The organism is Arthrobacter sp. Y3223151 (genome assembly GCF_059091125.1).
Genome location: NZ_JBNHGI010000002.1, coordinates 325,591 through 349,994, shown reverse-complemented (window position 1 = coordinate 349,994; position 24,404 = coordinate 325,591). Strand labels below are relative to the sequence as shown.

27 protein-coding genes and 2 riboswitches are annotated in these 24,404 nt (G+C 67.3%); of the genes, 11 read left to right on the top strand and 16 right to left on the bottom strand.

Annotated elements, in window-relative coordinates; translation table 11 throughout:
- The first annotated feature begins 40 nt into the window (after positions 1-40).
- On the top strand, positions 41-985 hold the full coding sequence (locus AC5RUP_RS05435; RefSeq protein ID WP_494153643.1) for an aldo/keto reductase: 945 nt from the start codon (positions 41-43) through the stop codon (positions 983-985).
- 79 nt (positions 986-1,064) lie between these two features.
- On the opposite strand, the gene AC5RUP_RS05430 is transcribed toward AC5RUP_RS05435, so the two are convergent.
- From AC5RUP_RS05430 to fdhA, 3 genes are all read right to left on the bottom strand, one after another.
- Positions 1,065-2,018, bottom strand: a complete 954-nt coding sequence (locus tag AC5RUP_RS05430) for a M23 family metallopeptidase (protein WP_494153644.1) — start codon at positions 2,016-2,018, stop codon at positions 1,065-1,067.
- Positions 2,019-2,021: 3 nt separating this feature from the next.
- A riboswitch (cyclic di-AMP (ydaO/yuaA leader) is annotated at positions 2,022-2,199 on the bottom strand.
- A gap of 476 nt (positions 2,200-2,675) precedes the next feature.
- Positions 2,676-3,077 carry a GlcG/HbpS family heme-binding protein gene (locus tag AC5RUP_RS05425; RefSeq protein ID WP_493979553.1) on the bottom strand — a complete coding sequence of 134 codons (402 nt, stop codon included), beginning with the start codon at positions 3,075-3,077 and terminating at the stop codon, positions 2,676-2,678.
- 34 nt (positions 3,078-3,111) lie between these two features.
- Entirely contained in the window at positions 3,112-4,323 is a 1,212-nt protein-coding gene (gene fdhA / locus AC5RUP_RS05420; protein ID WP_494133642.1) for a formaldehyde dehydrogenase, glutathione-independent, read from the bottom strand.
- A gap of 177 nt (positions 4,324-4,500) precedes the next feature.
- Here fdhA and AC5RUP_RS05415 point away from each other — a divergent pair, with 177 nt between their 5' ends.
- Positions 4,501-5,124, top strand: a complete 624-nt coding sequence (locus tag AC5RUP_RS05415; protein WP_494014640.1) for an FMN reductase — start codon at positions 4,501-4,503, stop codon at positions 5,122-5,124.
- 99 nt (positions 5,125-5,223) lie between these two features.
- Here the strand turns inward: AC5RUP_RS05415 and AC5RUP_RS05410 are convergent, their stop codons facing one another.
- The 3 genes from AC5RUP_RS05410 to AC5RUP_RS05400 all read right to left on the bottom strand — a co-directional run bounded on the left by AC5RUP_RS05410 (position 5,224) and on the right by AC5RUP_RS05400 (position 10,237).
- A complete protein-coding gene (locus AC5RUP_RS05410) occupies positions 5,224-5,649 on the bottom strand; it encodes a pyridoxamine 5'-phosphate oxidase family protein (RefSeq protein WP_494154589.1) in 426 nt (141 codons plus the stop codon).
- A 145-nt stretch (positions 5,650-5,794) separates the two neighbouring features.
- A complete protein-coding gene (locus tag AC5RUP_RS05405; RefSeq protein ID WP_493979557.1) occupies positions 5,795-6,424 on the bottom strand; it encodes a superoxide dismutase in 630 nt (209 codons plus the stop codon).
- 228 nt (positions 6,425-6,652) lie between these two features.
- Entirely contained in the window at positions 6,653-10,237 is a 3,585-nt protein-coding gene (locus tag AC5RUP_RS05400) for a TM0106 family RecB-like putative nuclease (RefSeq protein ID WP_494158345.1), read from the bottom strand.
- A gap of 222 nt (positions 10,238-10,459) precedes the next feature.
- Positions 10,460-10,582: riboswitch (SAM riboswitch) on the top strand.
- A 29-nt stretch (positions 10,583-10,611) separates the two neighbouring features.
- Here AC5RUP_RS05400 and AC5RUP_RS05395 point away from each other — a divergent pair.
- The 3 genes from AC5RUP_RS05395 (at position 10,612) to AC5RUP_RS05385 (ending at position 12,916) form a co-directional block, all read left to right on the top strand.
- Positions 10,612-10,761 carry a hypothetical protein gene (locus AC5RUP_RS05395; protein WP_494069195.1) on the top strand — a complete coding sequence of 50 codons (150 nt, stop codon included), beginning with the start codon at positions 10,612-10,614 and terminating at the stop codon, positions 10,759-10,761.
- A gap of 20 nt (positions 10,762-10,781) precedes the next feature.
- Complete coding sequence (locus AC5RUP_RS05390; protein ID WP_494158344.1) at positions 10,782-11,285, top strand: PIN domain-containing protein; 504 nt, start codon at positions 10,782-10,784, stop codon at positions 11,283-11,285.
- A 320-nt stretch (positions 11,286-11,605) separates the two neighbouring features.
- Entirely contained in the window at positions 11,606-12,916 is a 1,311-nt protein-coding gene (locus tag AC5RUP_RS05385) for an Nramp family divalent metal transporter (RefSeq protein WP_494133639.1), read from the top strand.
- Between the two features lie 189 nt (positions 12,917-13,105).
- Here AC5RUP_RS05385 and AC5RUP_RS05380 read toward each other — a convergent pair whose 3' ends face one another.
- Together AC5RUP_RS05380 and AC5RUP_RS05375 are read right to left on the bottom strand one after the other, a co-directional pair.
- A complete protein-coding gene (locus tag AC5RUP_RS05380; RefSeq protein ID WP_494069198.1) occupies positions 13,106-13,318 on the bottom strand; it encodes a FitA-like ribbon-helix-helix domain-containing protein in 213 nt (70 codons plus the stop codon).
- 90 nt (positions 13,319-13,408) lie between these two features.
- Positions 13,409-14,656: an NAD(P)/FAD-dependent oxidoreductase gene (locus tag AC5RUP_RS05375; RefSeq protein ID WP_494069199.1), complete on the bottom strand. Its 1,248-nt coding sequence runs from the start codon at positions 14,654-14,656 to the stop codon at positions 13,409-13,411.
- A 132-nt stretch (positions 14,657-14,788) separates the two neighbouring features.
- On the opposite strand from AC5RUP_RS05375, the gene AC5RUP_RS05370 reads away from it, so the two are divergent.
- Together AC5RUP_RS05370 and AC5RUP_RS05365 are read left to right on the top strand one after the other, a co-directional pair.
- Positions 14,789-15,298 (top strand): Lrp/AsnC family transcriptional regulator, encoded by a 510-nt coding sequence (locus AC5RUP_RS05370; RefSeq protein WP_494069200.1) that lies wholly within the window; start codon positions 14,789-14,791, stop codon positions 15,296-15,298.
- A 280-nt stretch (positions 15,299-15,578) separates the two neighbouring features.
- The gene (locus AC5RUP_RS05365; protein WP_494069201.1) at positions 15,579-16,295 is read left to right on the top strand and encodes an NADPH-dependent FMN reductase; all 717 of its coding nucleotides are present in this window, start codon (positions 15,579-15,581) and stop codon (positions 16,293-16,295) included.
- A gap of 165 nt (positions 16,296-16,460) precedes the next feature.
- Here AC5RUP_RS05365 and AC5RUP_RS05360 read toward each other — a convergent pair whose 3' ends face one another.
- The 3 genes from AC5RUP_RS05360 to AC5RUP_RS05350 form a co-directional block, all read right to left on the bottom strand.
- Positions 16,461-17,711 (bottom strand): hypothetical protein, encoded by a 1,251-nt coding sequence (locus tag AC5RUP_RS05360; RefSeq protein ID WP_494069202.1) that lies wholly within the window; start codon positions 17,709-17,711, stop codon positions 16,461-16,463.
- Positions 17,712-17,811: 100 nt separating this feature from the next.
- Positions 17,812-18,282: a DUF4383 domain-containing protein gene (locus AC5RUP_RS05355; protein WP_494153957.1), complete on the bottom strand. Its 471-nt coding sequence runs from the start codon at positions 18,280-18,282 to the stop codon at positions 17,812-17,814.
- Between the two features lie 193 nt (positions 18,283-18,475).
- Positions 18,476-18,871, bottom strand: coding sequence for an SRPBCC family protein (locus AC5RUP_RS05350; protein WP_494069204.1), 396 nt, complete (start codon positions 18,869-18,871; stop codon positions 18,476-18,478).
- Positions 18,872-19,042: 171 nt separating this feature from the next.
- Between AC5RUP_RS05350 and AC5RUP_RS05345 the strand changes: the two genes are divergently transcribed.
- Positions 19,043-20,101 (top strand): App1 family protein phosphatidate phosphatase, encoded by a 1,059-nt coding sequence (locus AC5RUP_RS05345; protein ID WP_494153956.1) that lies wholly within the window; start codon positions 19,043-19,045, stop codon positions 20,099-20,101.
- A gap of 183 nt (positions 20,102-20,284) precedes the next feature.
- On the opposite strand, the gene AC5RUP_RS05340 is transcribed toward AC5RUP_RS05345, so the two are convergent.
- A complete protein-coding gene (locus tag AC5RUP_RS05340; RefSeq protein ID WP_494069206.1) occupies positions 20,285-20,782 on the bottom strand; it encodes a CarD family transcriptional regulator in 498 nt (165 codons plus the stop codon).
- Between the two features lie 80 nt (positions 20,783-20,862).
- Here AC5RUP_RS05340 and AC5RUP_RS05335 point away from each other — a divergent pair, with 80 nt between their 5' ends.
- Both AC5RUP_RS05335 and AC5RUP_RS05330 read left to right on the top strand, forming a co-directional pair.
- Positions 20,863-21,534 (top strand): TetR family transcriptional regulator, encoded by a 672-nt coding sequence (locus tag AC5RUP_RS05335; RefSeq protein ID WP_494069207.1) that lies wholly within the window; start codon positions 20,863-20,865, stop codon positions 21,532-21,534.
- Positions 21,535-21,536: 2 nt separating this feature from the next.
- Positions 21,537-21,944 (top strand): YchJ family protein, encoded by a 408-nt coding sequence (locus AC5RUP_RS05330; RefSeq protein WP_494153955.1) that lies wholly within the window; start codon positions 21,537-21,539, stop codon positions 21,942-21,944.
- Positions 21,945-22,112: 168 nt separating this feature from the next.
- On the opposite strand, the gene AC5RUP_RS05325 is transcribed toward AC5RUP_RS05330, so the two are convergent.
- From AC5RUP_RS05325 to AC5RUP_RS05315, 3 genes are read right to left on the bottom strand one after another with little or no spacing between them, the layout of a single operon-like run.
- Positions 22,113-22,463: a DUF202 domain-containing protein gene (locus tag AC5RUP_RS05325; protein ID WP_494158343.1), complete on the bottom strand. Its 351-nt coding sequence runs from the start codon at positions 22,461-22,463 to the stop codon at positions 22,113-22,115.
- Positions 22,463-22,861 carry a YidH family protein gene (locus AC5RUP_RS05320; RefSeq protein WP_494158342.1) on the bottom strand — a complete coding sequence of 133 codons (399 nt, stop codon included), beginning with the start codon at positions 22,859-22,861 and terminating at the stop codon, positions 22,463-22,465. Before AC5RUP_RS05320 ends, AC5RUP_RS05325 begins: the two co-directional genes overlap by 1 nt.
- A gap of 52 nt (positions 22,862-22,913) precedes the next feature.
- Positions 22,914-23,231: a hypothetical protein gene (locus tag AC5RUP_RS05315; RefSeq protein ID WP_494153783.1), complete on the bottom strand. Its 318-nt coding sequence runs from the start codon at positions 23,229-23,231 to the stop codon at positions 22,914-22,916.
- Between the two features lie 113 nt (positions 23,232-23,344).
- Between AC5RUP_RS05315 and AC5RUP_RS05310 the strand changes: the two genes are divergently transcribed.
- The gene (locus tag AC5RUP_RS05310; RefSeq protein WP_494153784.1) at positions 23,345-23,821 is read left to right on the top strand and encodes an acyl-CoA thioesterase; all 477 of its coding nucleotides are present in this window, start codon (positions 23,345-23,347) and stop codon (positions 23,819-23,821) included.
- Positions 23,822-23,851: 30 nt separating this feature from the next.
- Here the strand turns inward: AC5RUP_RS05310 and AC5RUP_RS05305 are convergent, their stop codons facing one another.
- A complete protein-coding gene (locus AC5RUP_RS05305) occupies positions 23,852-24,271 on the bottom strand; it encodes a MarR family winged helix-turn-helix transcriptional regulator (protein WP_494133632.1) in 420 nt (139 codons plus the stop codon).
- Positions 24,272-24,404 lie beyond the last annotated feature (133 nt).

The following is a 24,404-nucleotide window of genomic DNA, read 5'->3' as shown; positions in this document are numbered from 1 at the left end:
GGCATGCGAAGGCCGCCCCTGACCTTCGAAAGGACCTTCGATGCGCTTGATCGGCACTTCGGACATCAAGATCTACCCGCTCGCTCTGGGCGGCAACACCTTCGGCTGGACCTCGGACGAGTCCGGTTCACAGCAGGTGCTGGATGCCTTCACCGAGGCCGGCGGCAACTTCATCGACACGGCGGACAGCTACTCCGCGTGGGTTCCGGGAAACCGCGGGGGCGAATCGGAGGAGATCATCGGCCGCTGGATGGCGGACCGGAATAACCGCGAATCGGTCGTCATCGCCACGAAGGTCGGGGGTCATCCGGAGCTCCAGGGGCTGTCTGCGGTGAACGTGGCTGCTGCCGCCGAGGCTTCGCTGCAGCGGCTGGGCACCGAATACATCGACCTGTACTACGCCCATTACGACGACGAGGGCACCCCGTTGATTGAGGCAGCCGCCGCCTTCGACGCCCTGGTGAGAGAAGGCAAGGTCCGCCAGATCGGCTTGTCCAACCTGTCCCCGGAGCGGATCGCCGAGTGGATGAACATCGCGCAGCAGAACGGGTTTGCGCTGCCGGTCGCGCTGCAGCCGCACTACAACCTGGTGGCCCGCAAAGACTACGAACAGGGCTACGCTCCGTTGGCCCGGGAACACAACCTCTCGGTTTTCCCGTACTTCTCGCTCGCTTCCGGTTTCCTGTCCGGCAAGTACCACTCGACGGATGACGCCGACAGCAGCCCGCGCGGCGGCATGCTCCGTGATTACCTCACGACCGAGGGCTTCGCCGTGGTGGACGCCTTGGAGACCGTCGCCCAGTCGCGCGGCATCTCTCTCACGACGACCGCGCTCGCCTGGCTGCTGACTAAGCCCGGCATTACCGCTCCGCTGGCCAGCGCCCGCACGCCCGAACAGCTGCCGGACCTGATGGCCGCCACACATGTCGAGCTGACCGCCGACGAAGTTGCCGCCCTGGACAGGGTGTCGCAGCCCTTCGCCTGACCGGCCCTTAACGACGACGGCGATGCCGCGTGGCATCGCCGTTGTCGGTGGCGGAAGCTCCGCCGTCGTCAAAAGTGGGTTAGAGCCAGCCGGCCGGATCCACGAGCTGACCGTCCTTGACGACCTCGAAGTGCAGGTGGCAGCCGGTGGAGTTGCCGGTGGTGCCCAGCTGGCCGATGGCCTGGCCCTTGGCGACCTTCTGGCCCAGCGAAACGCCGATCGACTGCAGGTGGTTGTAGGTGGTCTTCAGGCCGCTGCCGTGCTGAACCACGATGCGGTTGCCGCCGCCGCCAACCTGCCAGCCAGCCTCGACGACCTTGCCGCCGTCGGCCGCATGGACAGGGGTGCCACAGGCCATGGCGTAGTCAATGCCGGTGTGCAGCTCGCCGGCAGCCCCGGTGATCGGGTTCTGGCGGTAGCCGAAGCCGGAGGTCTGGTTCATGTTCGGGATCGGAGCGGCCAGTTTGCCGGTCGCAAAGCCGGCGGTCTTCGCCTTTGCTTCGGCGGCCTTCTTGGCTGCGGCCGCAGCCTTCGCCTTCTTCTCCGCGGCAGCCTTCTTGGCGGCAGCTTCCTTCTTGGCCGTAGCTTCGGCCTTCGCCTTCTTCTCGGCCTCGGCCTTCTTGGCGGCCGCTGCCTTTTCGTCGGCCTTCTTCTTGTCGGCGGCCGCGGCGGCAACCTGGGCTTCCTCCGGCGTAGCCTTGCTGGCTACCTTGGCCCGGTCAAACCCGAGTTCGGCCTCCTTGGCCGCCTGAATCTGCACGGGGCTTTGCTCGGAGGCGCGGTCGGAACCAACACCGGTAGTGCCGCCGGCTTGGGCCACCGGGACCACTGCCGCGGCCAAGATGCCGGCGGCAACGGCAGCCAGGCCGGTCTTGCGGGCGAGGGAGTAGGCCGCCGGGGATGCTTCCTTTTCGCGGCGGGCAGGGGAGCCCTCGCTGGAACGGGTGATCTTCGCCAGAGCGGAACGCGAGATCTTGGACAGGGACTTCGTGGGGGTGTCGGAACGGCGACGACCGCGCACAGGGTTGTTCACAGGGTTTCCTCTCTTGCGCCTGCGAAGTTAGCTGTCGGATTCGAGCGAGAGTTCACTCGGTCCTGCCGGCAGTCGGATTCCAGAGTTGGACTTGTACCGGTGAGGACTTCACCCCGAGGTGCCCCCAAGCACCGTAAGTGGTTCCTCCGCCCCTGCCTTCGATGTAAAGCTCGATTCTTCCGGTCCGCTGGCAGGGTTAGACGGGCGGACCGGATGCCTACCTAGATAGATAGGAACAAATTCAAAATTACCGGAGCGACACGCGGCGTTACAAATTCGTTATCCGTGTTCCTTGTCACCAGAAGTGCGGTCTGGCGGCGATTTCCGCCCGTCCTGCCGGTGTTTGTGGGAGGCTCGGAGCCCAATTGCGCTCCCGGCGGTGACCGATACCACGGCGCGCCGGAACTCCCTGTGGGCGTCCAAGCCGCTACCTCGCGCTCGCCTGGAAAATCTGCGCAGGCGGATCGTGGCGCAGATGGCGGCAGCCGCGGATGCGCGCAGTGATGACCGCAACAAGCAGTAGGAGGGGCGGCCGGGCCGATCCGGCCCAGGCCGAAAGTCCGGCGTCGACGCCGGAGACGATGCCCGCGCAGCCGGTCGGCCGGTCCGGCAGGCGGCGACGCCGGGAATCGGGCGCGCCCGCTGAAAAGCCCCGGGCTAGAGTGCCGCCGCTCCGGCCTCCGCCACAGACTGGTCCTGCTCCCCGGAGCCGCCGCTGACGCCGATGGAACCGACCACCTGGCCGTCGCGGGAGAGCGGGATGCCGCCAGCGAAGATCATGATCCGGCCGTGGTTGCTGGCATGGATGCCGTAGAACTGGTTGCCCGGCTGCGAGTTGTCGCCCAGGTCCTTGGTCTGGATGTCGAACGCCCGCGAGGTGAAGGCCTTGTTGATCGAAATGTCGATGCTGCCCAGCCACGCCCCGTCCATCCGCACATGCGAGACCAGGTTCCCGCCGGCATCGGCCACGGCGATGTTCATCGGCTGGCCGATGTCGGCGGCTTTGGCCTCGGCGGCGGCAATGACCCGGCGGGCGTCTTCCAGGGTGACGGTGTCCATGTTTGCTCCTAAATCCGAGGCCCGTCGCGGGGCCCTAGTTGATGTAACCGTTGGGGTTGAGCACGTATTTGGTGGCGGCACCGGCGTCGAACTCCGCATAGCCCTTCGGCGCGTCCTCCAAGGGGATTGCCGTGGCATTCACGGCCTTCGCGATCTGCACCCGGTCATGCAGGATGGCCATCATCAGGCCGCGGTGGTACTTCATCACCGGGCACTGTCCCGTGGTGAAAGACAGCGACTTGGCCCAGCCCGTGCCCAGCGAGAGCGAGAGTGAGCCTTTCTGCGCGGCCTCGTCGATCCCGCCCGGATCGCCGGTGACGTACAGCCCCGGGATGCCCAGCGCCCCGCCGGCCGCAGTGATCTCCATCAGCGAGTTCAGCACGGTGGCCGGCGCCTCTTGGGCGTCCTTGCCGTGCCCGCGGGCCTCGAAACCCACCGCGTCCACGCCGCAATCCACCTCCGGGACGCCCAAAAGCTGCTCAATCTGGTCCCTGGGATGGCCTTGGGAGACGTCCACGGTTTCGCAGCCGAAGCTGCGCGCCTGGGCAAGGCGGCCCTCGTTCATGTCCCCGACAATCACGACGGCGGCGCCCAGCAACTGGGCACTGGCGGCGGCGGCCAACCCCACGGGCCCCGCTCCGGCAATGTACACGGTGGAGCCAACCCCCACCCCGGCGGTGACGGCGCCGTGGAAGCCGGTGGGGAAGATATCGGAGAGCATGGTCAGGTCCATGATCTTCTCGAGCGCCTGGTCCTTGTCCGGGAACTTCAGCAGGTTCCAGTCGGCGTAGGGGACCAGCACGTACTCGGCCTGGCCGCCCACCCAGCCGCCCATGTCCACGTAGCCGTAGGCGCTGCCCGGGCGCTCGGGATTCACGTTCAGGCAGATGCCGGTCTTCCGCTCCTTGCAGTTCCGGCAGCGTCCGCACGCGATGTTGAAGGGGACGGAGACGATGTCGCCGACCTTGATGAACTCCACGTCGGAGCCGACGTCGACGACTTCGCCGGTGATTTCATGGCCCAAGACCAGGTTCTTCGGGGCAGTAGTACGGCCCCGGACCATGTGCTGGTCGGAGCCGCAGATGTTGGTGGCAACGGTGCGCAGGATGACTCCGTGCGATACCTGCCGGCCCACGTTGTCCGGGTGGACCCCCGGACCATCCTTGAGCGTGAAACTTGGATAGTCGATGTCGATCACTTCGACCTTGCCGGGTTCCTTGTAAGCCACTGCTCGATTGCTGCTCATGGGGATTCCTCTGATCCGAAAGTCACGGGTGGTGGGTGCCACGGTAGCCCTCTTGGACGGGGGCTGGCTAGGGTTGAGGCGGCCTTGCCCCTGCAGTCCCGGGTCCCGGAATAATCTTCGCGGTGCCTTGGTTGACCCATCTAGATGCGATTGCATGAACAAACCAGGAGGGTCTCAGTGTCAGAGCGCAAGATCGTTGTTATATCCGCCGGACTCGGCGTTCCGTCCTCGAGCCGTATGCTGGCTGACCAGTTGGCGGCCTCTGCCGTGGACCAGTTCCGCCTGAAGGGCGTCGAGGCCGAGGTTCGACTGGTGGAGCTGCGCGATTACGCCGTCGATATCGCCAACAACATGGTGACCGGCTACGCCGCGCCGAAGCTGGACGAAGTGCTCAAGGCAACCGTGGCAGCCGATGCGCTGATCGTGGTGACCCCGGTCTTCAGCGCCTCCTACAGCGGGCTGTTCAAGTCCTTCTTCGATGTGGTCGAGCCGCGCGCGCTTGCCGGCAAGCCGGTGCTGATGGGCGCCACCGGTGGCAGCGCCCGCCACTCGCTGGCCCTGGACTACGCCGTCCGTCCGCTGTTCAGCTACCTCCGTGCCCGCACGGTACAAACCACGGTCTTTGCCGCACCGGAGGACTGGGGTGCCGGTGAGGCGGGAACCGGCGGACTGTCCGAGCGCTCGGACCGGGCGGCCGCCGAACTGGTTGACCTGGTGGAGGGCGCGCCGGTGACCGAGCGCGGCCGCGGCGGCGTCGAATCCAAAAGCTTCGAGGAGATCCTTGCCAGCGTCGGCCACTGAATGAGCAACTACCGCTGAGCAAGACGAAGGCCCGGTCGGGAGTGGTTTAGCGATGCGCACCCGCGCAGCGCGACCACCCGGACCGGGCCTTTGCCGTGGCTAAAAACGTTCGGGTTGTTGACCCAGTTTGAAGTGGCGTCCGCCGATGCTGGCCGGCTTCACTTCCACATAGAAATCCTTAAGGGTCGGGATCCAGGTCTCGACCGGCAGTGCTTCCGCGGCCGCGATGTCCTCCTGGTCCTGCAGTACGCGGGCCGTGCCTTTGACGACGACGCTCCATGCTTCTTCGCTGCTGATGCCGTCGGCCTCGAACAAGACCTGGTCGTTGATCGTCAATTCGGCCAGCTTGGTGCCCGGCGCCGTGCGCAGGACGAGCCTGCCATCGCGCGCAACATAGTTGATGGGGAAAATGTCGGTCTCCCCGGCGGCCGTGAGGACGAGGCGGCCATGCTTCGTCCTCTCCAGCAGCATCCACGATTGCTCGTCGCTGAGCTCAAGGACCGCGTCGTCGTGTTCGAACATCATGCCTTCATCCTTCTGCATCGGTTCGGTGAAAGGAAGTCCTTGATACAAACGGACCTCTCAACGACGAGGCACCGCCGCTGGGCCGGTTGTCCGGCCCAGCGGCGGTGCCTGAGTTATCTCCCGTGCCCGAGCACGGCCGGCAGTGTTACTTGGCCGGGGTGATCAGCGCGGAAGCGCCGGCGCGGGCGGCGTCGAAGCGGGCTGCGACGTCGGCCCAGTTGACGATGTTCCAGAACGCCTTGACGTAGTCGGCCTTGACGTTGACATAGTCGAGGTAGAAGGCGTGCTCCCACATGTCCAGCATCAGCAGCGGAATGGTGCCCACCGGGATGTTGCCCTGCTGGTCGTAGAGCTGCTCGATGACCAGGTTGCCGCCCAGGGGTTCGTAGGCCAGCACGGCCCAGCCCGAGCCCTGCAGGCTCAGCGCGGCGGCGCCGAAGTGGCCGCGGAACGCGTCGAAGGAGCCGAAGTACTCATCGATGGCGGAGGCCAGCTCTCCGGTGGGCTTGTCGCCGCCTTCCGGGGAGAGGTTCTTCCAGAAGATCGAGTGGTTGGTGTGGCCGCCCAAGTGGAACGCCAGGTCCTTCGACAGCTTGGGCACGTTGCCGAATTCGCCCTTGGAACGGGCCTCGGCCAGCTGCTCCAGCGCGGTGTTCGCGCCGGCCACGTAGGTGGCGTGGTGCTTGGAGTGGTGCAGCTCCATGATCCTCGCCGAGATATGCGGCTCGAGGGCCGCGTAATCGTAGTCGAGCTGGGGCAGTTCGTACTTGCTCATGTTCTTCCTCTCGTCGGAATTACTGTGCGGAAAACTACTCAGTGCACACTTCCAGCCGGCACGGACAACGGGTGGTTGGCCCGCCAAGCTGCCAATCCTCATTCAAACATGACCGAGGCTGGCACCGTAGCGAATTTCGCCACTGACGTAGCCCCGCATCCGCAGCCCGACGGGCGGTTTGCCCCCTGAGACGACATTTTCACCTCCAGAGAGCGGGCGCGGTGGGGGTCAATCCGCGCAGTCGCAGAGCCCCGCGAAGGCACCCAGCTCCTCCAGGCCGGCGGGCCGGGCGGGCAAGTAGTCGGTCAGGGCGCGCGAGCGCACGATGACCGCCCGCCACTGTCCGCGCGAGACGGCGACGTTGTTGCGGTTCCGGTTCAGCACGAATTCCATGCCGCGCGGCGCCTCGGCCGCGGCTGACACGGCGGTGGAAACGATCACGACCGGCGCTTCCTGGCCCTGGAACTTGTCCACCGTGCCTACCCGGACCTCTGCCAGTCCTGCGCCGTCCAGCACGGAGCGGATCAGCTGGACCTGGGCGTTGTAGGGTGCCACCACGAGGATGTCCGTTCCGGCCAGGGGGCGCGGCCGGGCCGTGCCGTCCGCGCGCCAGGGCAGGCCCAGATGCCGGCGGACCTGGGCCAGTACCTCGGCGGCCTCTTCGGGCGACGACGTCGCGTTCCCGTGGTGGTTCACGTACACGCATTCCACCCCGGGCGGAGCTCCTTCCAGCTGCCGCAGCGCGGCGGCCGGCGCCGACTTGAGCCGCCCCTCGTAGGCCAGGACGGAGACGGCACGGCACAGGTCCGGGTGCATGCGCCAGCTCAGGGCGAGGAAATAGCCCAGCTCCGGCGGCAGCGTGGCATGGCCGTCGGAGAGCCACCCGAGCGCCGACTCGTCGACCGGTTCCGGATGCGTTCCCTGGGTGACCTGGGGCAGCTGCTGCGGATCACCCAGCAGCAGCAGGCGCCTGGCGGCCCGGGAGACGGCCAGCGTGTTGGCCAGCGAGAACTGGCCGGCTTCATCGATGACCAGCAGATCCAACGACTTCGGCGGGACAGCAGACCCCGTCATGGTCCATGCCGTGCCTCCAATCAACGCGCCCCCCGGGGAAGCGAGCAACCGGGCCACGTCGTCCGTACTCCGGTTGGGCCACGGCAGGTCATGGTCGCCGTTGGGTTTCTTGGCAACGACTTCCGGCGGCACGCCGGCCTTCTCGATGGCCGCGCGCAGCATGTTGTCCACCACAGCATGCGACTGGCCGACGACACCGACCTTCCAGCCCCGGGCCACCAACCGGGCGACGGCGTGCGAACCGACGTAGGTCTTGCCGGTACCCGGCGGTCCCTGGACCGCCAGGTAGGAATCGTCCAGATCTGCGACGGCGGCGGTGATGGCGTCCACATAGCCGTCCGGGTGGTCCTGGACCTCGGGCAGCCGCGCCAGCGTTGCCAGTCGCGGCGGGCGCCGGCGCAGCAGGTCCAGCGCCGGGTCGGCCGGGAAGCCCGGCAGTGTGCCGGCAACCGCAGCGGCCAGGTCTGCGAGGGCCTGCCGGATGGAGCTGGTGGGCAGCGGTTGGTCGGGGGTGAGCGCCACCGGCGGCTCGTTGTACTCGTCGGCACCGCGGGGCAGCCGCTCCTTCACCAGAAGCGTGTCCTTCTCCCCGTCGGCACCCAGTTCCAGCACCTCCGCGCCGAAACAGAACGCGCGGTGCTTGACGCCGTCGTTCTGGTCGCAGAGAAACGCCGGGAAGGGCTGGTCGTAGAGCCGGCAGAGCAGGCTGCCTTCCTTGATGGTGGATCCGGGCGCCAGCCTCCCGGTAAGCCGCAGCACGCGGACCGGGTTGCTGCGCGGCGTCGGCTTCTCCCACCCGGAAACGACGCGCGCGGAATACACGGTGAAGACGTCGCGGGTATCCGCCCAGTCCTCCATCGGGGCGTCGAGCCGGTCGAAATGCGCCCACCAGTACTGCTTCGCTTCCCGCCGGTGGTAGCCGACCGAGGCCGCGACCATGGCGACGGCCTGTTCATCGTCGGACAGCGTCTCGTTGCGGCGGGCGGCCCTGTCGGCGGCAGCCTCGACGTAGTCCTGCAGCCGCCGCTCCTCCGGCGGCAACGGCTCGTCGTCGGCGGCCAACGTCCCACTGCCGGCGGAGGCAGCGGCCGCCGCGGGGGCGGCCGCGTGCCCCGGCACGACTCCGCGCCCGGCCGCCAACCGCAGGAGCCAATTGCGCAGTTCCAGCGTCGAGAGGCAGTCGTACTCGTTGTAGTCCGCAATGCTTTTCAGGACCGTGTCTGCCTCGGCCTCGTTGCCGGCGTCCCGGGCCGCACAGTAGCGGGCGTACGCGACCACGGAGGCTCCGGCGTCCTTGACGTCGCCGGACCGCAGGTTGTCTCCCATGTACAAGGGCTCGAGCTTCTTGATGCTGTAGGAGTTTTCCGAGATCCGCAGGCTGTGCCGGACCGTGTCGTAGAGGTCCACCAGGATGCCCTCGCGCAGCAGATCATCCACGGCTTCCTCACCCACCAGATGCTGCAGCGACAGCCGGCGCAATGCAGCCTTCTCGTAGTTGGCGTAGTGGTAAATGTGCATCCCCGGATACCGGCGCCGCCGATCGGCGATATACTCCAGGAAGTCCGCCAGCGCCTGCCGTTCGCCGGCGCGGCTGTGCGCCCAGAAGGGCTTGAACGGCGGGGCCGTGCCGGCAGCCGGCGGGTTTTCCACCACGCCGAAAAGGTACTCCAGGCCCCACACGCCGTCCTCGTCCTGCCACAGCGGGTCGCCCTCGAAATCGAAGTAGATGTCGCCGGGGTCGGGCGCAGGCAGGCGGGACAGCGTGTGCTGCTCCAGCACGCGGTACGAAACCTCGTGTTCCGCGCCGTCCTTCCGGTAGGTCACGCGGCCGTCCGGCTTGGCGGATCCGGTCTGCATCCTTGCCTGGTCGCGGAGCCGGGCCAGCGCGCCGTCGGGTGAGTCACCGGGTGGAAGTTCCAGGGCGGCCAATTGGTCGATGGTGAAGATTCCGGCCGCGCGGAGCTTGCGCCGGCGCAGCGTGCTCATGTTCGCGACCAGCAGCAGGTCCCGGTGCAGCTCAACCTGTTCGGCGCAGTAGTTGCAGCGCCCGCAGGCGGTGACCCTTTCATTCCCCCAACGGACCGGGTCCGGCTGTTCGCGGTGTGCGGTGACGAGGTTCAGGAACCTGGTGCGGCGTTCGCGGAAGACCGGCAGCAGGTCGGTGAGGCTGTGGTTGCTGTGCCGCCGGTCGCCCAACACCAGCGTCACCCTGGGATCCGCGGCGATGCCGGCTGCCAGGAGTTGGTCTCCGTACGCGGCCAGCTGCAGCAGCGCAGTGACCTTGGCGTGGCGGGCAAGCTTGGTGTCATAGACCGCGTAGGCGGCAGCCCCGCCGTCGTCGTGGGTTTTGACCAGGAAATCGGACCGTCCATGGAACCGGCCGTCGAAGAAGGACGCCTGGAACACCACGTCCGCGCCGGAGCGCAGCGCCGCGATCGACTCGTCGTGCTTGGCCTGCAAATCCTGCCGGGTGTAACTGCGGGTCTCGGCAATCTCCACCACGCCGGCGCCGAAGGTGTCGCGGAAGTGCTGCAAGACCCGGTGTTCGTGCAGATCGCCCAATTCCGCCGTGCGCTCGAGCATCTCGTCGCGGCCAAAATCCGCCACGGGGGAGCGCCCCAGCTTCTCGTCCAGCTTGCGCAGCAGCTGGTACTCGCACTGGGCGGCAACGACGAGGTCGCTGGCTGTGTAGACCAGGTCGCGGTCAGCCCCGTCGACTTCGGAGTCGAGCAGAAACACGGTGCCTCCTTCAAACAGGTGCGCAGGTGCCAACCCGGCCGGCGGCGGGTCCCCCCAACGATATCCCGCCGCCAGCCGGTGCCTGCCGGCAGTTATAGGTCTACCGTCCGGCACCGACATTTTCGCGAAAAGGGGCAGCCGCTCGACGCCGGGGTTCCCTGTTACGCGATGTGACCGCGGTCTCCGATGGTCAGGCGGCCGGTCTGGCTATACTGCCAACAGCTTCAAGAACTGTGGCCGCCAAGCTCCGACTTGGCCACATACCAACCCCACGCTCGTTGGGTGGTTCGGATGACGAAGCGGCCTGCATCAGCCCTTGGCTACCGATGCGGGCAAGAGCACGCGAAAGGACGCGGCGCCCGGCGCCGGCTGCCATGGACATCCCTCCCTCCCCGCAACTCCAGGTCTTGAGCCTGGCCGACTACGAACAGGTTTCGGCAGCGCGCGAGGCCTTCGTGGACTTCCTGCTGGATGCCGCACGGCAGGCCCGCGGGCAGCAGCACGACATCGCCGCGGCACAATGACCACGCGGACCGTGCCGACAGTGAAAGCCCCCGCAGCCGCGCAGGCGCCGGCCGCGCCGACACCTCGGACTCCCGCAGCCGCGCAGGCGCCGGCAGCAGCTTCCGGACCGCGGCGGGCCCGCGGGCTGCTGCTGGACACCGACGTCGTGGTCGAGCTCAGGCGCGAAAGCCCGGCCCCCGCCGTCGTCGACTTCCTGCGGCGGCGGCGCCGCTCCCGGGTTTACATCTCCGCCCTGACCCTGGGGGAGCTGCGCGCGCTGAGCACCCAGGACGCCGCGCTGACCGGGCAGGCCGACGCGTGGCTGATCGAGCTGACCGCGCGCTTTTCGGCCTTTATCCTGCCGGTGGACCAGCGGGTGGCCGAGGCCTGGGCGCCGCTGGCCATCCAGGACGTGCCGGCCGTCGAGTCGCTGATCGCCGCGACCGCCTCCAGGCACTGCCTGACCGTGGTGTCCGGCAACGCCGAGGGCTATCGGCGGCTTGCGGTGGAAGCCTGCGACCCTTGGGTGCCGGCCCGCCCGTAGGCCTGCAGCGTCTGCTTCCCGAGCCCGCCGCAATCCCAGCACCGAGCACCCAGCACCGACCCCCGAGCCACGCCCCCGTCCGTGCGCCCCGCGACCCCGTAACCCACCGCAGCGCCTATGCGAACGGCCACAATCGCACGTGACTTTCCCGCCGAAGGGTGCCTGGGCTGCGCCGAACGGTTCCGCGAGTGGCCCCCTCGGCTATTTACCGACCGGGCGTTCAGAACGCGTGAGAAACTAGACGGGGTCCGGTGACGGGCGGCACTCTTGCCCCCTCTTTTCTGCGGACAAGCTCCATCACGGTAAGGAATACATGGCTCATGGCCACTGAGAACAATGCCCCGGGCACGCTCGATGCCGCTGCACGGGTGGATAACGACGGCGGTGCTCCCGCCAAGTGGAAGATCGTCGGTCCCGGTCTCGTTGTCGCCGCCACGGGCGTCGGCGCCGCGGACATGGTGGCCACGCTGGTGGCGGGGTCCCGCTACGGCTACGGGCTCTTCTGGGCGGTGATCGTCGGCGTCATCCTGAAAATCATCCTGGTTGAAGGTGCCGGACGCTTTACCCTGGCCACGGGCAAGACCATCTTCGAGGGCTGGCGCTCGCTGGGCCGCTGGACCACGTGGTACTTCGGTCCGTACATCATGATCTGGGGCTTCGTCTACGGTGCCACGGCAATGTCATCGGCAGCGCTGCCGTTGGCCGCAATGTTCCCGGTGCTGCCGCTGTGGGCCTGGGCGATCATGATGGGCCTGGCCGGATTCGTCATGGTCTGGTTCGGCAAATACGCCACCTTCGAGAAGATCACCGCCTTCTTCGTCGGGCTGATGTTCGTCACCGTCGTCGGGCTGGCCGTCATCGCCGTGCCCAACATCCCGGAGATGATCGGCGGCCTCGTGCCGATGATCCCGCAGGAAGAGGGCGCGGTGTTCTACACCCTTGCGCTTGCGGGCGGCGTGGGCGGCACCATCACGCTGGCGGCCTACGGCTACTGGCTGCGCGAAAAGGGCTGGCACACGCCCAAGTGGATGCGCGTCATGCGCATCGACAACTCCGTGGCCTACGTCATGACCGGCATCTTCGTCATCGCCATGCTGATCGTCGGCGCCGAGGTGGTCCGCACCGCGGGTGTTTCGCTGAGCGCCGGCGACGAAGGACTGCTGGACCTGTACGGGGTGCTCAAGGATGAGTACGGAGACGTGGTCGGCACCGGGTTCCTCGTCGGTTTCTGGGCCGCCTCCTTCTCCTCCATCATCGGCGTCTGGAACGGCGTGTCCCTGATGTTCGCCGACTTCTGGGGCAACATGCGCAAGAAGGAGTCCGGCCACCCGGACACGCGCGTGGGCGGCAAGTACTTCAAGTTCTACGTCCTCTGGCTGACGTTCCCGCCCATGCTGCTGTTCATGCTGGGCAAGCCGATCGCGCTGATCCTGCTCTACGGCGCACTGGGGTCGTTGTTCATGCCGTTCCTGGCGCTGACGCTGCTGGGCCTGCTCAACGGCAAGCGGATCCCGAAGGAATGGGCCAACCGCCTGCACACGAACATCGCGCTGGGCATCTGTGCCCTGCTGTTCGTGGTCCTCGGTGTCTACCAGTTGTGGAACTCCGTCTCGCCGCTCTTCGGCGGCTAATTTCCCGCAGGCTCCGCTGCCCCGTACCGTTTCGGTGCGGGGCAGCGCTTGTTTAAGCAACGACGACGGCGGGGGCCCGGTATTGAGCGCTGGGCGGCGGCGGCGCGGTTTTGTGCGCTCGACGGCGCCGGCGCGGTTTTAGCGCGTCGACTGCCTGCGCGGTCGGGTGCCGCGCGGCATCGAGCTCGCCTACTCCCGGCCGGTCCGGCGTTTGCGGTCGTCGGCCGAATCGTCGTCGCCAATGATCGAGGCCAGGAGTTCGTCCGCCTCGCCCAGCCCACGGACTGCCTGCACAAGGATCGCCCGGGCCTCAGCTTCGGGTGAGCGATGGTGCGTATCGGCGAGGATCCGGAGTCCTTCCATGGTCCGCGCGTCCAGCTCGGGCACCGTGAGCGATTCCATGACAGCCACCTTCCCGTGGAGCATTGCGCCCCAAGTGCCGCCCATACTAGTCCCGCCCCGACGAGCTGTCAGCGGGCCGTTAGCGGGCCGTCAGCGCAGCGGATCGAACGGCCGGATCTCGTCGGGCACCCGGCCGGTGACAATCTGTTCGGCCAGCAGCTTGCCGGTCGCCGGACCCAGCACGATGCCCCACATCCCGTGCCCGCCGGCAACGTAGACGCCGGGGGAGCGGGTGGCGCCGATGAGGGGCAGCCCGTCGGGCGTGACCGGTCGCGGGCCAACCCAGATATCCTCGAGGTGCTCCAGGTCCATGTTGGTGAACAGCGGCCGCACGGCGGCCAGGATCGCGTCGATCCGCCCGGTCTGCAGCGGTTCGTCCGGGCCGCGGAACTCCATGGTTCCGGCGATGCGCAGCCGTCCCTCGTAGGGGGTGCAGGCCACGCGGCGCGCCGGGAAGTAGATGGGGAACTCGGCCGGCTGGTCGGTGGCCACGCTGAATGAGTAACCGCGCCCGGCCTGCACCATGGTGCGAACGCCCAGCGGCTTGGCGAGATCGGGCAGCCAGGCGCCGGTGGCCAGCACCACGACGTCGGCGTGGAACGGCTCATGCGCGTAGGTCTCCACCGAAATCCCGGTGTGGCCGTGGCGCAGGGAGCGGACCTCGGCGCCGGAAATGATCTTCCCGCCGCGTGCCACTACGGATGCAGCAAGGGCCTCGACGAACGGGCCGGGCTCAAGGAACCGCTGGCCTTCCAGTTCGAACACCGTCGAGACGCCGGCGGACAGCTGCGGCACCTTGACCTGGGGGTTGTCCAGGCGGCTCAGCGGGACGGACTGGCCGGCCTTCTCCACGCTGGCCAGCTCGTGCACAAAGTGGCGGCTTTCCTTCTCCTCCTCGAAACCGACGATGAAGGGTCCCTTGCGCGTCCACGATTCGACGCCGTTATCGGTCAACTCATCGAAGCTCTCCAGCGCCATCTTGTCGATCGGCGTCAGCGCGGCCATGGTCCGGTCCCAGGCCTTCTGCGTGCCGTGCAGCGCGAAGCGGGCCAGGAACTTCCACAACTGCGGGTCCAGGCGGGCAGGAATGTGCAGCGGCGCCGTCGGGTCAACCAGCGCCTTGGGCCCGTAGGTCCAGACGGTCGGGTCCGACAACGGCATGGCCATGCCAGGGGTGAGCCAGCCGGCATTGCCCCACGAGGCGCCGGCGGCGACGCCGGATCGGTCCAGAACGGTGACTTCCACGCCGCGTTCCTGCAGATGCCAGGCGGTGGCCAAGCCAACCATGCCTGCACCCACGACGACAGCGGTGCTCGGGGCGTGTGCGCGAGAGTACATCGTGTGCTCCTCGGGTCGACTCTTCTCTCGGACCCATCCTGAAGAATGTTTACCCGTTTCTCAAGCGGTTAGGAGAAGATTCTGTAAGAGTGAGGCATGCAGGCAGTAAGTTCAGAAAGTGGTGGCGATCACATGGCCGAATCGAACGATCTTCGACGCCCGTTCGGGGCTCCCGCGGGGTCGGGGCTGGACCGCATCGACCGGTTGATCGTCGAGATGCTCCAAGCCGACGCCCGCACCCCCAACAACGCCATCGCGGCGGCCGCCGGCATCGCCCCCTCGACGTGCCTGAGCCGGATCCGCTCCCTGCGCGAACGCGGCGTGATCCGCGGCTTCCATGCCGACGTGGACCCTGCGGCCGTGGGGCGCGGCCTGCAGGCGCTGATCTCCATCCGCTTGCAGGCGCACGCGCGGTCGAACCTGACCCAGTTCAAGGACTTCCTGTCAGGCCTGCCCGCGGTAGAGGGGATCTTCTTCGTGACCGGCGACCGCGACTTCCTGATCCATGTAGCCGTGGCGGACTCCAACGCACTGCGCGACCTGGTCGCGAACAACCTCAGCGTCCGCCCCGAGGTTGCCGGCACGAATACCACGGTCATCTTCGAACACGTCCGCCCGCCCGGCAGTTCGCTCGCTCCCTGATTCGCGGGGCCGGTTTTCCAGAGCACGCCCGTATCCTGCCTAGCCGGAGTGCAGCCGCGGCACCAGTTCGCGCAACTCCCCGGCTTTCCGGAGCACGCCCGCACCTTGACTGCGGAACCCCCGGAAGAGGCCCGCCTCTGCACCGCGCGCTGGCCCGGATTCAGGGCGGATTCCAGCCGCTCACCCATCCCTCGGAGCGGGCTGTGTGCACCTTTGTTGACATGTCATTCTTCGGCCGGATAGGATAGTTGAAAGCTCAAGCAATCAATCGAAGGCTGCAATGTCCTGGTTTAAGAATCTTTTCAGCAAGTCCAGCGCCCGCCGGTCTGCCGCCAACCCCGCGGCCTCCGCTGCGGAGCCCCGCACGGATGCACCCGTCGCCCAGCCGGTCGAGGCCGCTAGCAGCGAAGCCGTCGCCGGCCTCCCCAAGATCGCCATCATCACCGGCAGCACGCGCCCGGGCCGGGTCAATGACTCCGTCGCCAACTGGGTCGCCGCCGAACTGGCCTCCCGGACGGACGCCACCTTTGAGGTCGTCGACATCGCCGACTTCAACCTGCCGCTGCTGGACGAGGCCTACCCGGCCGCGTACCAGAACTACCAGGCCGACCACACCAAGGCCTGGTCGGCCAAGATCAGCGAGTTTGACGGCTACGTCTTCGTGGCCAACGAATACAACCACACCGTCTCGTCCGCCCTGGCCAACGCGTTGTCCTACCTGAACGTCGAGTTCAACAACAAGGCTGCCGGCATCGTTTCCTACGGCTCGATGGGCGGCGTCCGCGCTGCCGAACACCTGCGCAATATGCTGGCCGAGCTGCAGGTGGCCGTGGTCCGCAACCAGGTGATGTTCTCGCTGTTCACCGACTTCGAGAACTTCTCCGAGTTCAAGCCGACCGAGCAGAATGCCGGCACGCTCGCTCCGATGATCGACCAGCTTGTGCTGTGGGCACAAGGCTTCGCCACCATCCGCACTCCGCAGGACGCCGCCGTTTAGTACCCCAAGCCCGGCCCGCCCGCCGTCTCCGTTCGGCGGGCTGTCCTGCCGCCGGCCTCCGGGCCGCCAACACCGCCCCCGCCGGTTCCCCATCCGGCGGGGGCGGTGCTGTTCTCTGGGGCCGGCACCGTTTCGTCGGCTGAACCCGCCGAAGCAGTCGGTGGACTACCCCCGCTCGGCCGCAAGGATGGTGGCCATGGAGATGACGAAACCGGGTGTGCAGGCCGCGGCCAACACCACCAAAGCGATGCGTCCGCCCAGCAGGACCCTCCGCTGCAGCAGCTCTTCCCGCCGTCCCGAGCCCGCATGCCGCCCCGGAAACCGGTCCGAGAAGAACTTCAACCTGAGGGCTGCAAGTGCCCAGCCCATGGCGATGGCGGCGACGATCCAGGCCGCGACCACCACGCTGGCGCCGCCCAGCGGGACCAGTAGGAGCAGCAGCGGAAGATACCACTGCAGGTCCTTGGCCGTCCGAAGCAGCGGGACGCGACGGGACAGCCAAGCCGTGGCCACCGCGACGAGCATGCCGTGGGCAATGGCCAGCGCGGAGAAGGCCGCGATCGAGAGCCAGCCAGGGCCCACCACCTCAAAGTCCCGGCTGTCCGGCTGCAACGGCCCAAGCACTGTGCCGAGTACTAATAACAACAACAGCCCGAAGGCAGCTCCACCGGCCGGGCCGGCCGGCAACCACCGCCGCACCAGGCCGTAAAGGAGTGCCGTTCCGCAACCGATGGCCACGCCGAACAGGACGAAGCCCCCGGTCCCCTCCAGGCTGATCTCCCCGATGGTCTGGTTGTTATCGGTCAGCCTTCCGTCGTCTTCCGGCGACGTCACCGCCAACAGGCGCATGATCAACCGGCCGCCGGCGCCCGCCATGCACAGCCCGGCCACCCCGCCTGCAACCAGCAGCACTGTCGCCCACCACAGCACCTTGCGCGCAACGTGCGCCAGGAGTGCACCGCCGCCGCTGGGCAGGGCACGGCCGCGGCGCAGAAGTGCTACGTCGCCGTTCCCGGGGGTGCCGCCGTCGAGGACGAGCGCACGGTCGCGGTCTCCGTGGGTGTTGCCGTCGAGTACGAGCGCACCGTCGTCGTTCCCGTGGGTGTCGCCGTCCAGTACGAGCACACCGTCGTCGTCCACGACTGCGCCGCCGTAGTGCACGAGGGCTCCCTCGTCGTTCCCGTGACCGCCGCCGTCTAGGACGAAGGCTCCGTCGTCGTTCCCGTGGGTGCCGGCGTCGAACACGAGGGCGCCGTCGTCGTTCGTGTCAGTGCCACGGTCGAGGACAGGGGCGCCGTCGGCCCGACGCAGGTCCTCGTCACGGCCCGGCGGAGGCTGGAACCGCTCCCCGCCCCGGAAGGCCACCGCGGCCAGCCCGGCGGTCACCAGCACGCCGCACAGGATCATGAGTATCACGGAGCCAGTATCCGATGGCCCCGGAAGTCAGCGAACCCCAGTCATGTCGACTGGGGTCCGCAGCGAACCGTCCGCCGAAAACCCGGCGGGGCGGTTTCGGTTAGCGTGCCTCGCGCGCCTCGTCCCGGTGGCGCACCATGTAGGCGATGGCCAGGGCCAGCATCACGGCGCCCAGGACGAAGTTGAGCCAGATGGTGGCTGCATTGGTGGACAGGAAGTTGGCCGCTGATTCGCCGGGGCCGACGATCAGGCCGTACAGCCACATCGCCAGGTACAGGATGCCCGCTCCCATGAGGAAGTCCCGGGCACCACTGGTGGTGCGGCTCATGATGTAGCCCACCACGCCTACCACCAGGTAGACGATGTTGAGCAGCATGGACACTTGGAACGCGTTGATCAGCATGGCGCCGGAGCCGCTGGCGAAAGCCATTTCTCCGTACTCCATGGTGATGCCGGGAATGAAGCCCAGCACACCGATCACAAAGAGAACAATTCCCGAAGTCATCGCGGCATTACGCACATTTCCGCGCGAGACGTGTGCGTGATGGGCATGCGGTGATGCGGTAGTCATTTCTCCTCCCAGACAATGAGTTTGAAACTTCGTCGAGTAACAACCCGGCTGTTGGTAGGGGCGCATCTGACGTCAGAACCAGCGCTTTCAGTTTACGTCCGTTGGCCCGCTGTGGCGGGAAAAAATGACGACGGCGGTGGGCCCGCCAGTCTTGTCGTCGCGGCTTCTCGGGTGGTCCGGAACCGGGGCCGGTTTAGGCCTCGAGCAGCCTCTTGAGCGTGTGCAGGTCCCGGTCCACGGCCGCGGCATCGGCTTCGAACGCCGCCTCGTCCATGCCGTCACGGCGGTACAGGGTGAACACGACCTCCGCGCCGTCGCCGTTGCCGAGCACGCGCAGCGGGTTGTAAACAGATTCGCCCGACGGCAACGTCACGTAGTGGTCCAGCACGCCGAACTCATTGCGTTCGGTAAACGTGACCCGCACCGGCCCATCGTCGGTCTCGGCGACCCAGGCGTCGTCGACCACACCGATGGAGGAGCTGAGCCCGGCGGCCCACTGCGGCATGTTCTCGGGTTTGGCGGCGAACTCGTAGACCTCTCCAGCGGGGCGGTTGATGGCGATGCTGATGTGCCGCGATGCAAACGTCATGTGGCCAGTCTTCAGGTTCGCTTCGACGCGGGCAAGACCCGGGGAGGCGGCGGCACCGCCGGGAGGAACCGCGGGCTGGTGTCGCCGTCGGGCGTGCCCCGTGGTTGGCGCGGTGGGGGGCGCGCTGCCGCGGGTTCGAGCCGGAAAGCGTGTGCATGACAGACTTGGACCATGGCATCCCTTACCGGCAACGGCGACGATCTCCAGGAGAAGGCAGCCCACATCGGCATGCGCCTCGAAGACCGCTGGCAGGCGGTCCGGGAACGGCGGGCACGGCAGCGCGGCGACGTGGCCACCGTCATGCCGTTCACCGGCTACGGTACCGACGGCTGGGTCCGCGTGCTGGCCCGGGTCGTGATGGCGCGGCCCGGGGCCTTCGACAACGGCCGCATGCCCTCGAAGCTGGTGGCCGACGGCATCCGCGGCTGGCGCAATTTCATCAGCCCGCCCGTGGCCAACGCCCGGGTGGCGATCCACGCCGACGGCATCGAGCACCAGGTGGTCGCCGACCGGGGCGGCGTGGTGGACGCCAAGGTTTCGGTGAGCCTGGCTCCGGGCTGGCACACCGTCACGCTGCGCTGCGAGGACTCGGAACCGGTGGAAGCCGCGGTCTACGTGGTGCCGCCGGACGCCCGCTTCGGCGTGGTGTCCGACGTCGATGACACCGTCATGGTCACGGCGCTGCCCCGCCCGATGCTCGCGGCCTGGAACACGTTCGTGCTGGATGAACATGCGCGCAACGCGACGCCGGGCATGGCCGTGATGCTGGAGCGGGTCACGCGCGAGCATCCGGGGAGCCCGGTCTTGTATCTTTCCACCGGTGCCTGGAACGTTGCCCAGACGTTGACGCGGTTCCTGTCCCGGAACATGTATCCGGACGGTGCGCTGCTGCTCACCGACTGGGGGCCGACGAAGGACCGCTGGTTCCGCAGCGGTCAGATGCACAAGGTGGACCAGCTGCGGCGGCTGGCCGAAGAATTCCCGAAGATCAAGTGGCTGCTGATCGGCGACGACGGCCAGCACGACGAAGCCATCTACGCCGGCTTTGCGCTGCGCTATCCCGAGCACGTGGCGGCCATCGCCATCCGCCAGCTGTCGGTCAGCGAAGCCGTACTGGCCGGCGGCCGTTCACAGGACGGCCCGGTCGGACCCGCGCGCAGCATCCCGTGGATCTACGCCTCCGACGGGAAAGGCCTGGCGAACCAGCTTCAGCAGCTGGGAATCCTCTAACGACGGCGCCGCCCCACGGCTGGGAATCCTCTAACGACGACGGCGCCCCACAGCTGGGAATCCTTTAGCGCCGACGGCGCCCCGCGGCTGGGAAACCTTTAACGACGGCGGCGCCCCGCTCGTGGAGGAGCGGGGCGCCGTCAAGCGGCAGTGCCCGGACGTCATTCCTGCGGGCGCGGCCTGTTAAACGGTGGCCTCCACCGGGCCGAAAACGGCTTCGATCATGGCCCGCGCCGTGTCGTTGTCAGTCTTTTCGGCCAGCGCAAGCTCCGAGGACAGGATCCGCATGGCCTGTTCGAGCTGGTGCTTTTCACCGGCCGATGAGCCGCGTTCGATGGCCCGCAGCGAGAGGTCGCGGACCACTTCGCTGACCCGGTAGATGTCGCCGCTGTTGATCTTCTCCTGGTTGGCCTTGAACCGGCGCGACCAGTTTTCCTGATCCTCCGGCACCTTCGCCTTCAGGATCGCAAAGACTTCCTTGACGCCCTTTTTGCTGATGGCCTTGCGTACGCCGACCGTTTCCGCGTTGCCCAGCGGCAGTTCGATCAGCAGGCCGTCGTGATGCGCGCGGAACTGAACGAACTTGGTCTGGCAGTCCTTGAACGGACGGGTCCGGAGATCGGTAACGGTAACAGCGCCGTGTGGGGGATAGACGAGGGTGTCGCCAACTTTAATGTTCATTGATGCCCTTTCATGCCATTATGGCAGATACTGCCACATTGGCAGCGAATACTCAAATATGGGGTATCTTGGAAGCTGCTATGCCACAGAAAACGCCGACCAGCGGCGCTTCCAGAACCGATGTGCCCGGCCCGACCACGGCTGAGCTCCCTGTCGCTGCACCCGGATTAAGGGAGCGGCGCCGGCGCCAGACCCGGACGGAAATCAGCGAGGCCGCGCTGCATCTGTTCCGGGAACACGGCGTGGATGCCACCACGGTGGACGGCATCGCCCACGCTGCCGGGATTTCCCAGCGCACGTTCTTCCGGTACTTCACCAGCAAGGAAGAAGCCGCGCTGCCGGCGCATCAGGATTTCGACGCCGCGCTCGAGGCCGGGCTGCTCACAATCGATCCGGCCGGCAACCCGCGCGAAGAGCTTGAGCGCGTCTACCAAGAGGTCATGCAGGGGTATGCGGACAACGACGCCCCGGCAGCCCGCCGCATGTTGCTCGTCAACCAGCTCATCCGCAAGGAGCCCCTGCTTAAAGCGGCCATGCTTAAGCACAATGCCACCCGGACCACCGGGCTGGTGGAGGCCCTGATGGACCGGTTTGGCCGCGACGGGGTGAGCGACCTGCAGATCAGGCTGGCGTTCGAGACCTGTGCGGCAGTGGTCCGGGTCGCCTTCGAGGTTTGGGTGGCCCGGCGCGAGGCCGGCCGGAATGACAACCTGCCCGACATTTACGCGGCTGCCCTGCAGCTGTCCCACTGACCATGCGAAACACGCGAACCCCGGTCCTTACGACGACGACGCCGTGTCCGTGCCGGAGCGGCCGGCCGTACGGCGAGTGCTGTGGGCCGTTCCACCGCGGCGAGGCGGAGGCGCCGACGGCGGAGGCGCTGATGCGGTCGCGCTACACGGCGTTCGTCGCCGGGGATGCCGCCTATCTGCTGCGCACGTGGCATTCGGAAACGCGGCCCGCGCAGCTTGAGCTGGACCCCGCGCTGCACTGGACCGGACTGGAAATCCTCAAGACCGTCCGCGGCGGCGAATCCGACCGCGCGGGCACCGTGGAATTCCGCGCCGGCTACCGCGAGGGCGGCCGGGACCGCACGCAGCAGGAGAAGAGCACATTCGTTCGCGAGGACGGCCGCTGGGTCTACCGCGACGCCATAGCCTGACTCCGGCGCAGCCCGGCCGAGACGAGCCGCTGATACCACCCGGGCCGTCCGTCAGTCGCCCGCGCGCCCGGCATCACGCCGCGCGAGCGACGTCGGGCTCACCACCGCCGCCACTGCCGCGGCGACCTCCGCGCCGCGCAAGCGCGATCAGGCGGCCGCCGTCGTCGTTCAGTCCAAGGCCAGGAACAGGACGGCATAGATGCCGAGCGCGCCGAGCACCACCACGCTGCCGGCAACCCAGGCGGCAGCCGCGGCGTCGGCGTGGATCCTCTCGTCGGCCACGCCGGAGACCGCCCGGCGGTACCGGAGCTTTTGCGTGATGTAGATGCCGAACGCCGTGCACAACGCCACACCGACCAGGGTCCCGGTGAACCAGCCGTATTCCGGCATCCAGCGCAGGAACATGGCTGTCGCCACGATCATGGCCAGGGTGGTCCGGCTCCAGGCCAGGGACGTGCGTTCGGGCTGCAGACCGGCGTCGTGGTGTTCCGGCTCCGGCACGGCACGGGCGCGTCGCATCAGGACGGCCGCAGGACGACGAAGACCACCAGCAGCGCCGCCACCACACCGCCGCCTACCGCCAGGATCGGTGCAATCAGCGGCAGCGGCAGGGGAGTCTTGTGGCGCATGGCCCGCTCGACGTTGAGCCAGCGGAAGAACGAGCCGCCGCCGATCGCCATGGCCAGGATCAGGAGGATGATGGCGATGGTCTTGCGGATTTCCGGGACGAAGACGCCGCCGGTGAAGACCTCCACCGCGATGCCGCCGGCCAGGAGCGCCAACGAGGTGCGGATCCACGCCAGGAAGGTACGCTCGTTGGCCAGCGTGAACCTCGGGTCGGGCTCGGTGCCGCCGCGGAGCAGTTTGCCGGCGAGTTTGCCGCGTTCCGGGCTGGGCGGGGGCGAAGAAGTAGGCACGGCTTCATGGTAACCGTGTCCGCAGCAGGCGCAGCGACGGCAGCGTCACATATCAGACGGCCGCCGGCCGGTCCCGGTCGTCGTCGTTGTCCTGGTCCATGCGGGCCACGGTGAAGAAGCGGTTGCCCGCCCCCTTGCGCGAACTCGGCACCAGGAGTTTGGAGTATTTTTCGCACCACTGGGCGGCGCCGCCGGAATCCGCGGCAGCCGCAGCGATGGCGTCAATATGGTCGGACCACCCCAGAACGCGTTCCCCCTCGAGGCAGAACTGGATGAGTCCCAACTCGGTATCTATGTGCAGTTCGACGTCCACCCAAACGTCGAATCCCACGGTGTTGCTGGCTGTATCTTCTGTTTTGTATGTGTTCATCACGAGACCTGTGTTGCGCGTCACACCCTGTGGCGCCCTCCCACTATAGGGTTCACCATGCGGAATGCCAAACGGTTTCCCCTGCGTAAACGGCCGGTAAAGTAAATCGAGCGATGACTCAGACACCTTCCGCCCAGCGCCTCACCTGCAACGTGCCGATGCGTTGGGGAGACATGGATGCCTACGGGCACATCAACAACGTGGAAATCCTGCGCATCCTGGAGGAAGCACGCATCCACGCGTTCGGGCCTCCGGCCGGCACCGGCGGTCCCGGGCTCGAGGTGGACCTGCCGGTCTTCTCCGACCTGCCCGAGTCCACCCAGGCTTTGGTGGCGGAGCACCGGGTGAAGTACGTCCGGCCGCTCAGTTACCGCAACATCCCGGCACACGTGGAGGTCTGGGTCAGCGCGATCAAGGGCGCCAGCCTGACCATCGCCTACCGGATCATGGACCCGGTAACCGCCGAGCAGTGCGTGCTGGCCGAAACCACGCTCGCGTTCTTCCACACGGACACAGGCCGGCTCCTGCGCCTGAATGAGCGCCAGCGATCGATCCTGGAACCCTACCTGGGGGAGTCCAACTTCCGCTGAGACGACGACGGCGATGGGCCGCCGTCGTGCCTAGCCCTCCCAGCCGAGGTTGCGGGCGATCCGCTCCAGCACGTCGAGGGTGGCTGTGTACTCTTCCTCGCTGATGCCGTCCGCCATGCGGGCGCGCGCGCGGTCGACCACCTCGCCGAGTGAGGCAAGGCTGGCCCGCCCGGTGTCGGTCAGCGCATAGTGACCGTTCTCGGCGCTGACCCAGCCGCTTTCCACAAGTTCTTCGACCGGTTCCTGGGGCCCTTCGCCCTCTTCCTCCGGGATGAAAGGTCCCAGGGCTTCCGCGAGTTCGCCGGCGGTGGATGGCTTGTCCGCGAGCAGGTTCATCATCTGCCACTGCCGGCGGGTGATGCCGTGTTCCTCCATGGTCTCGATGAACTGCTCGTCGAGCAGCCGGTCAACAAGCTTCAGCCAATAACCGATAGGTCGTAGAGGTGCCATGCCGCCACCCTACAAGGGTCCGCGCGGCCGATCGACTGAAATTGCCGGACACGCCGCCGCTCCGAAGGCAAAAGCACCCCGGGGCTGACATCAACCGTGTTCTGACGGGCACGCCGTTAAGCCCGGCGGGCTG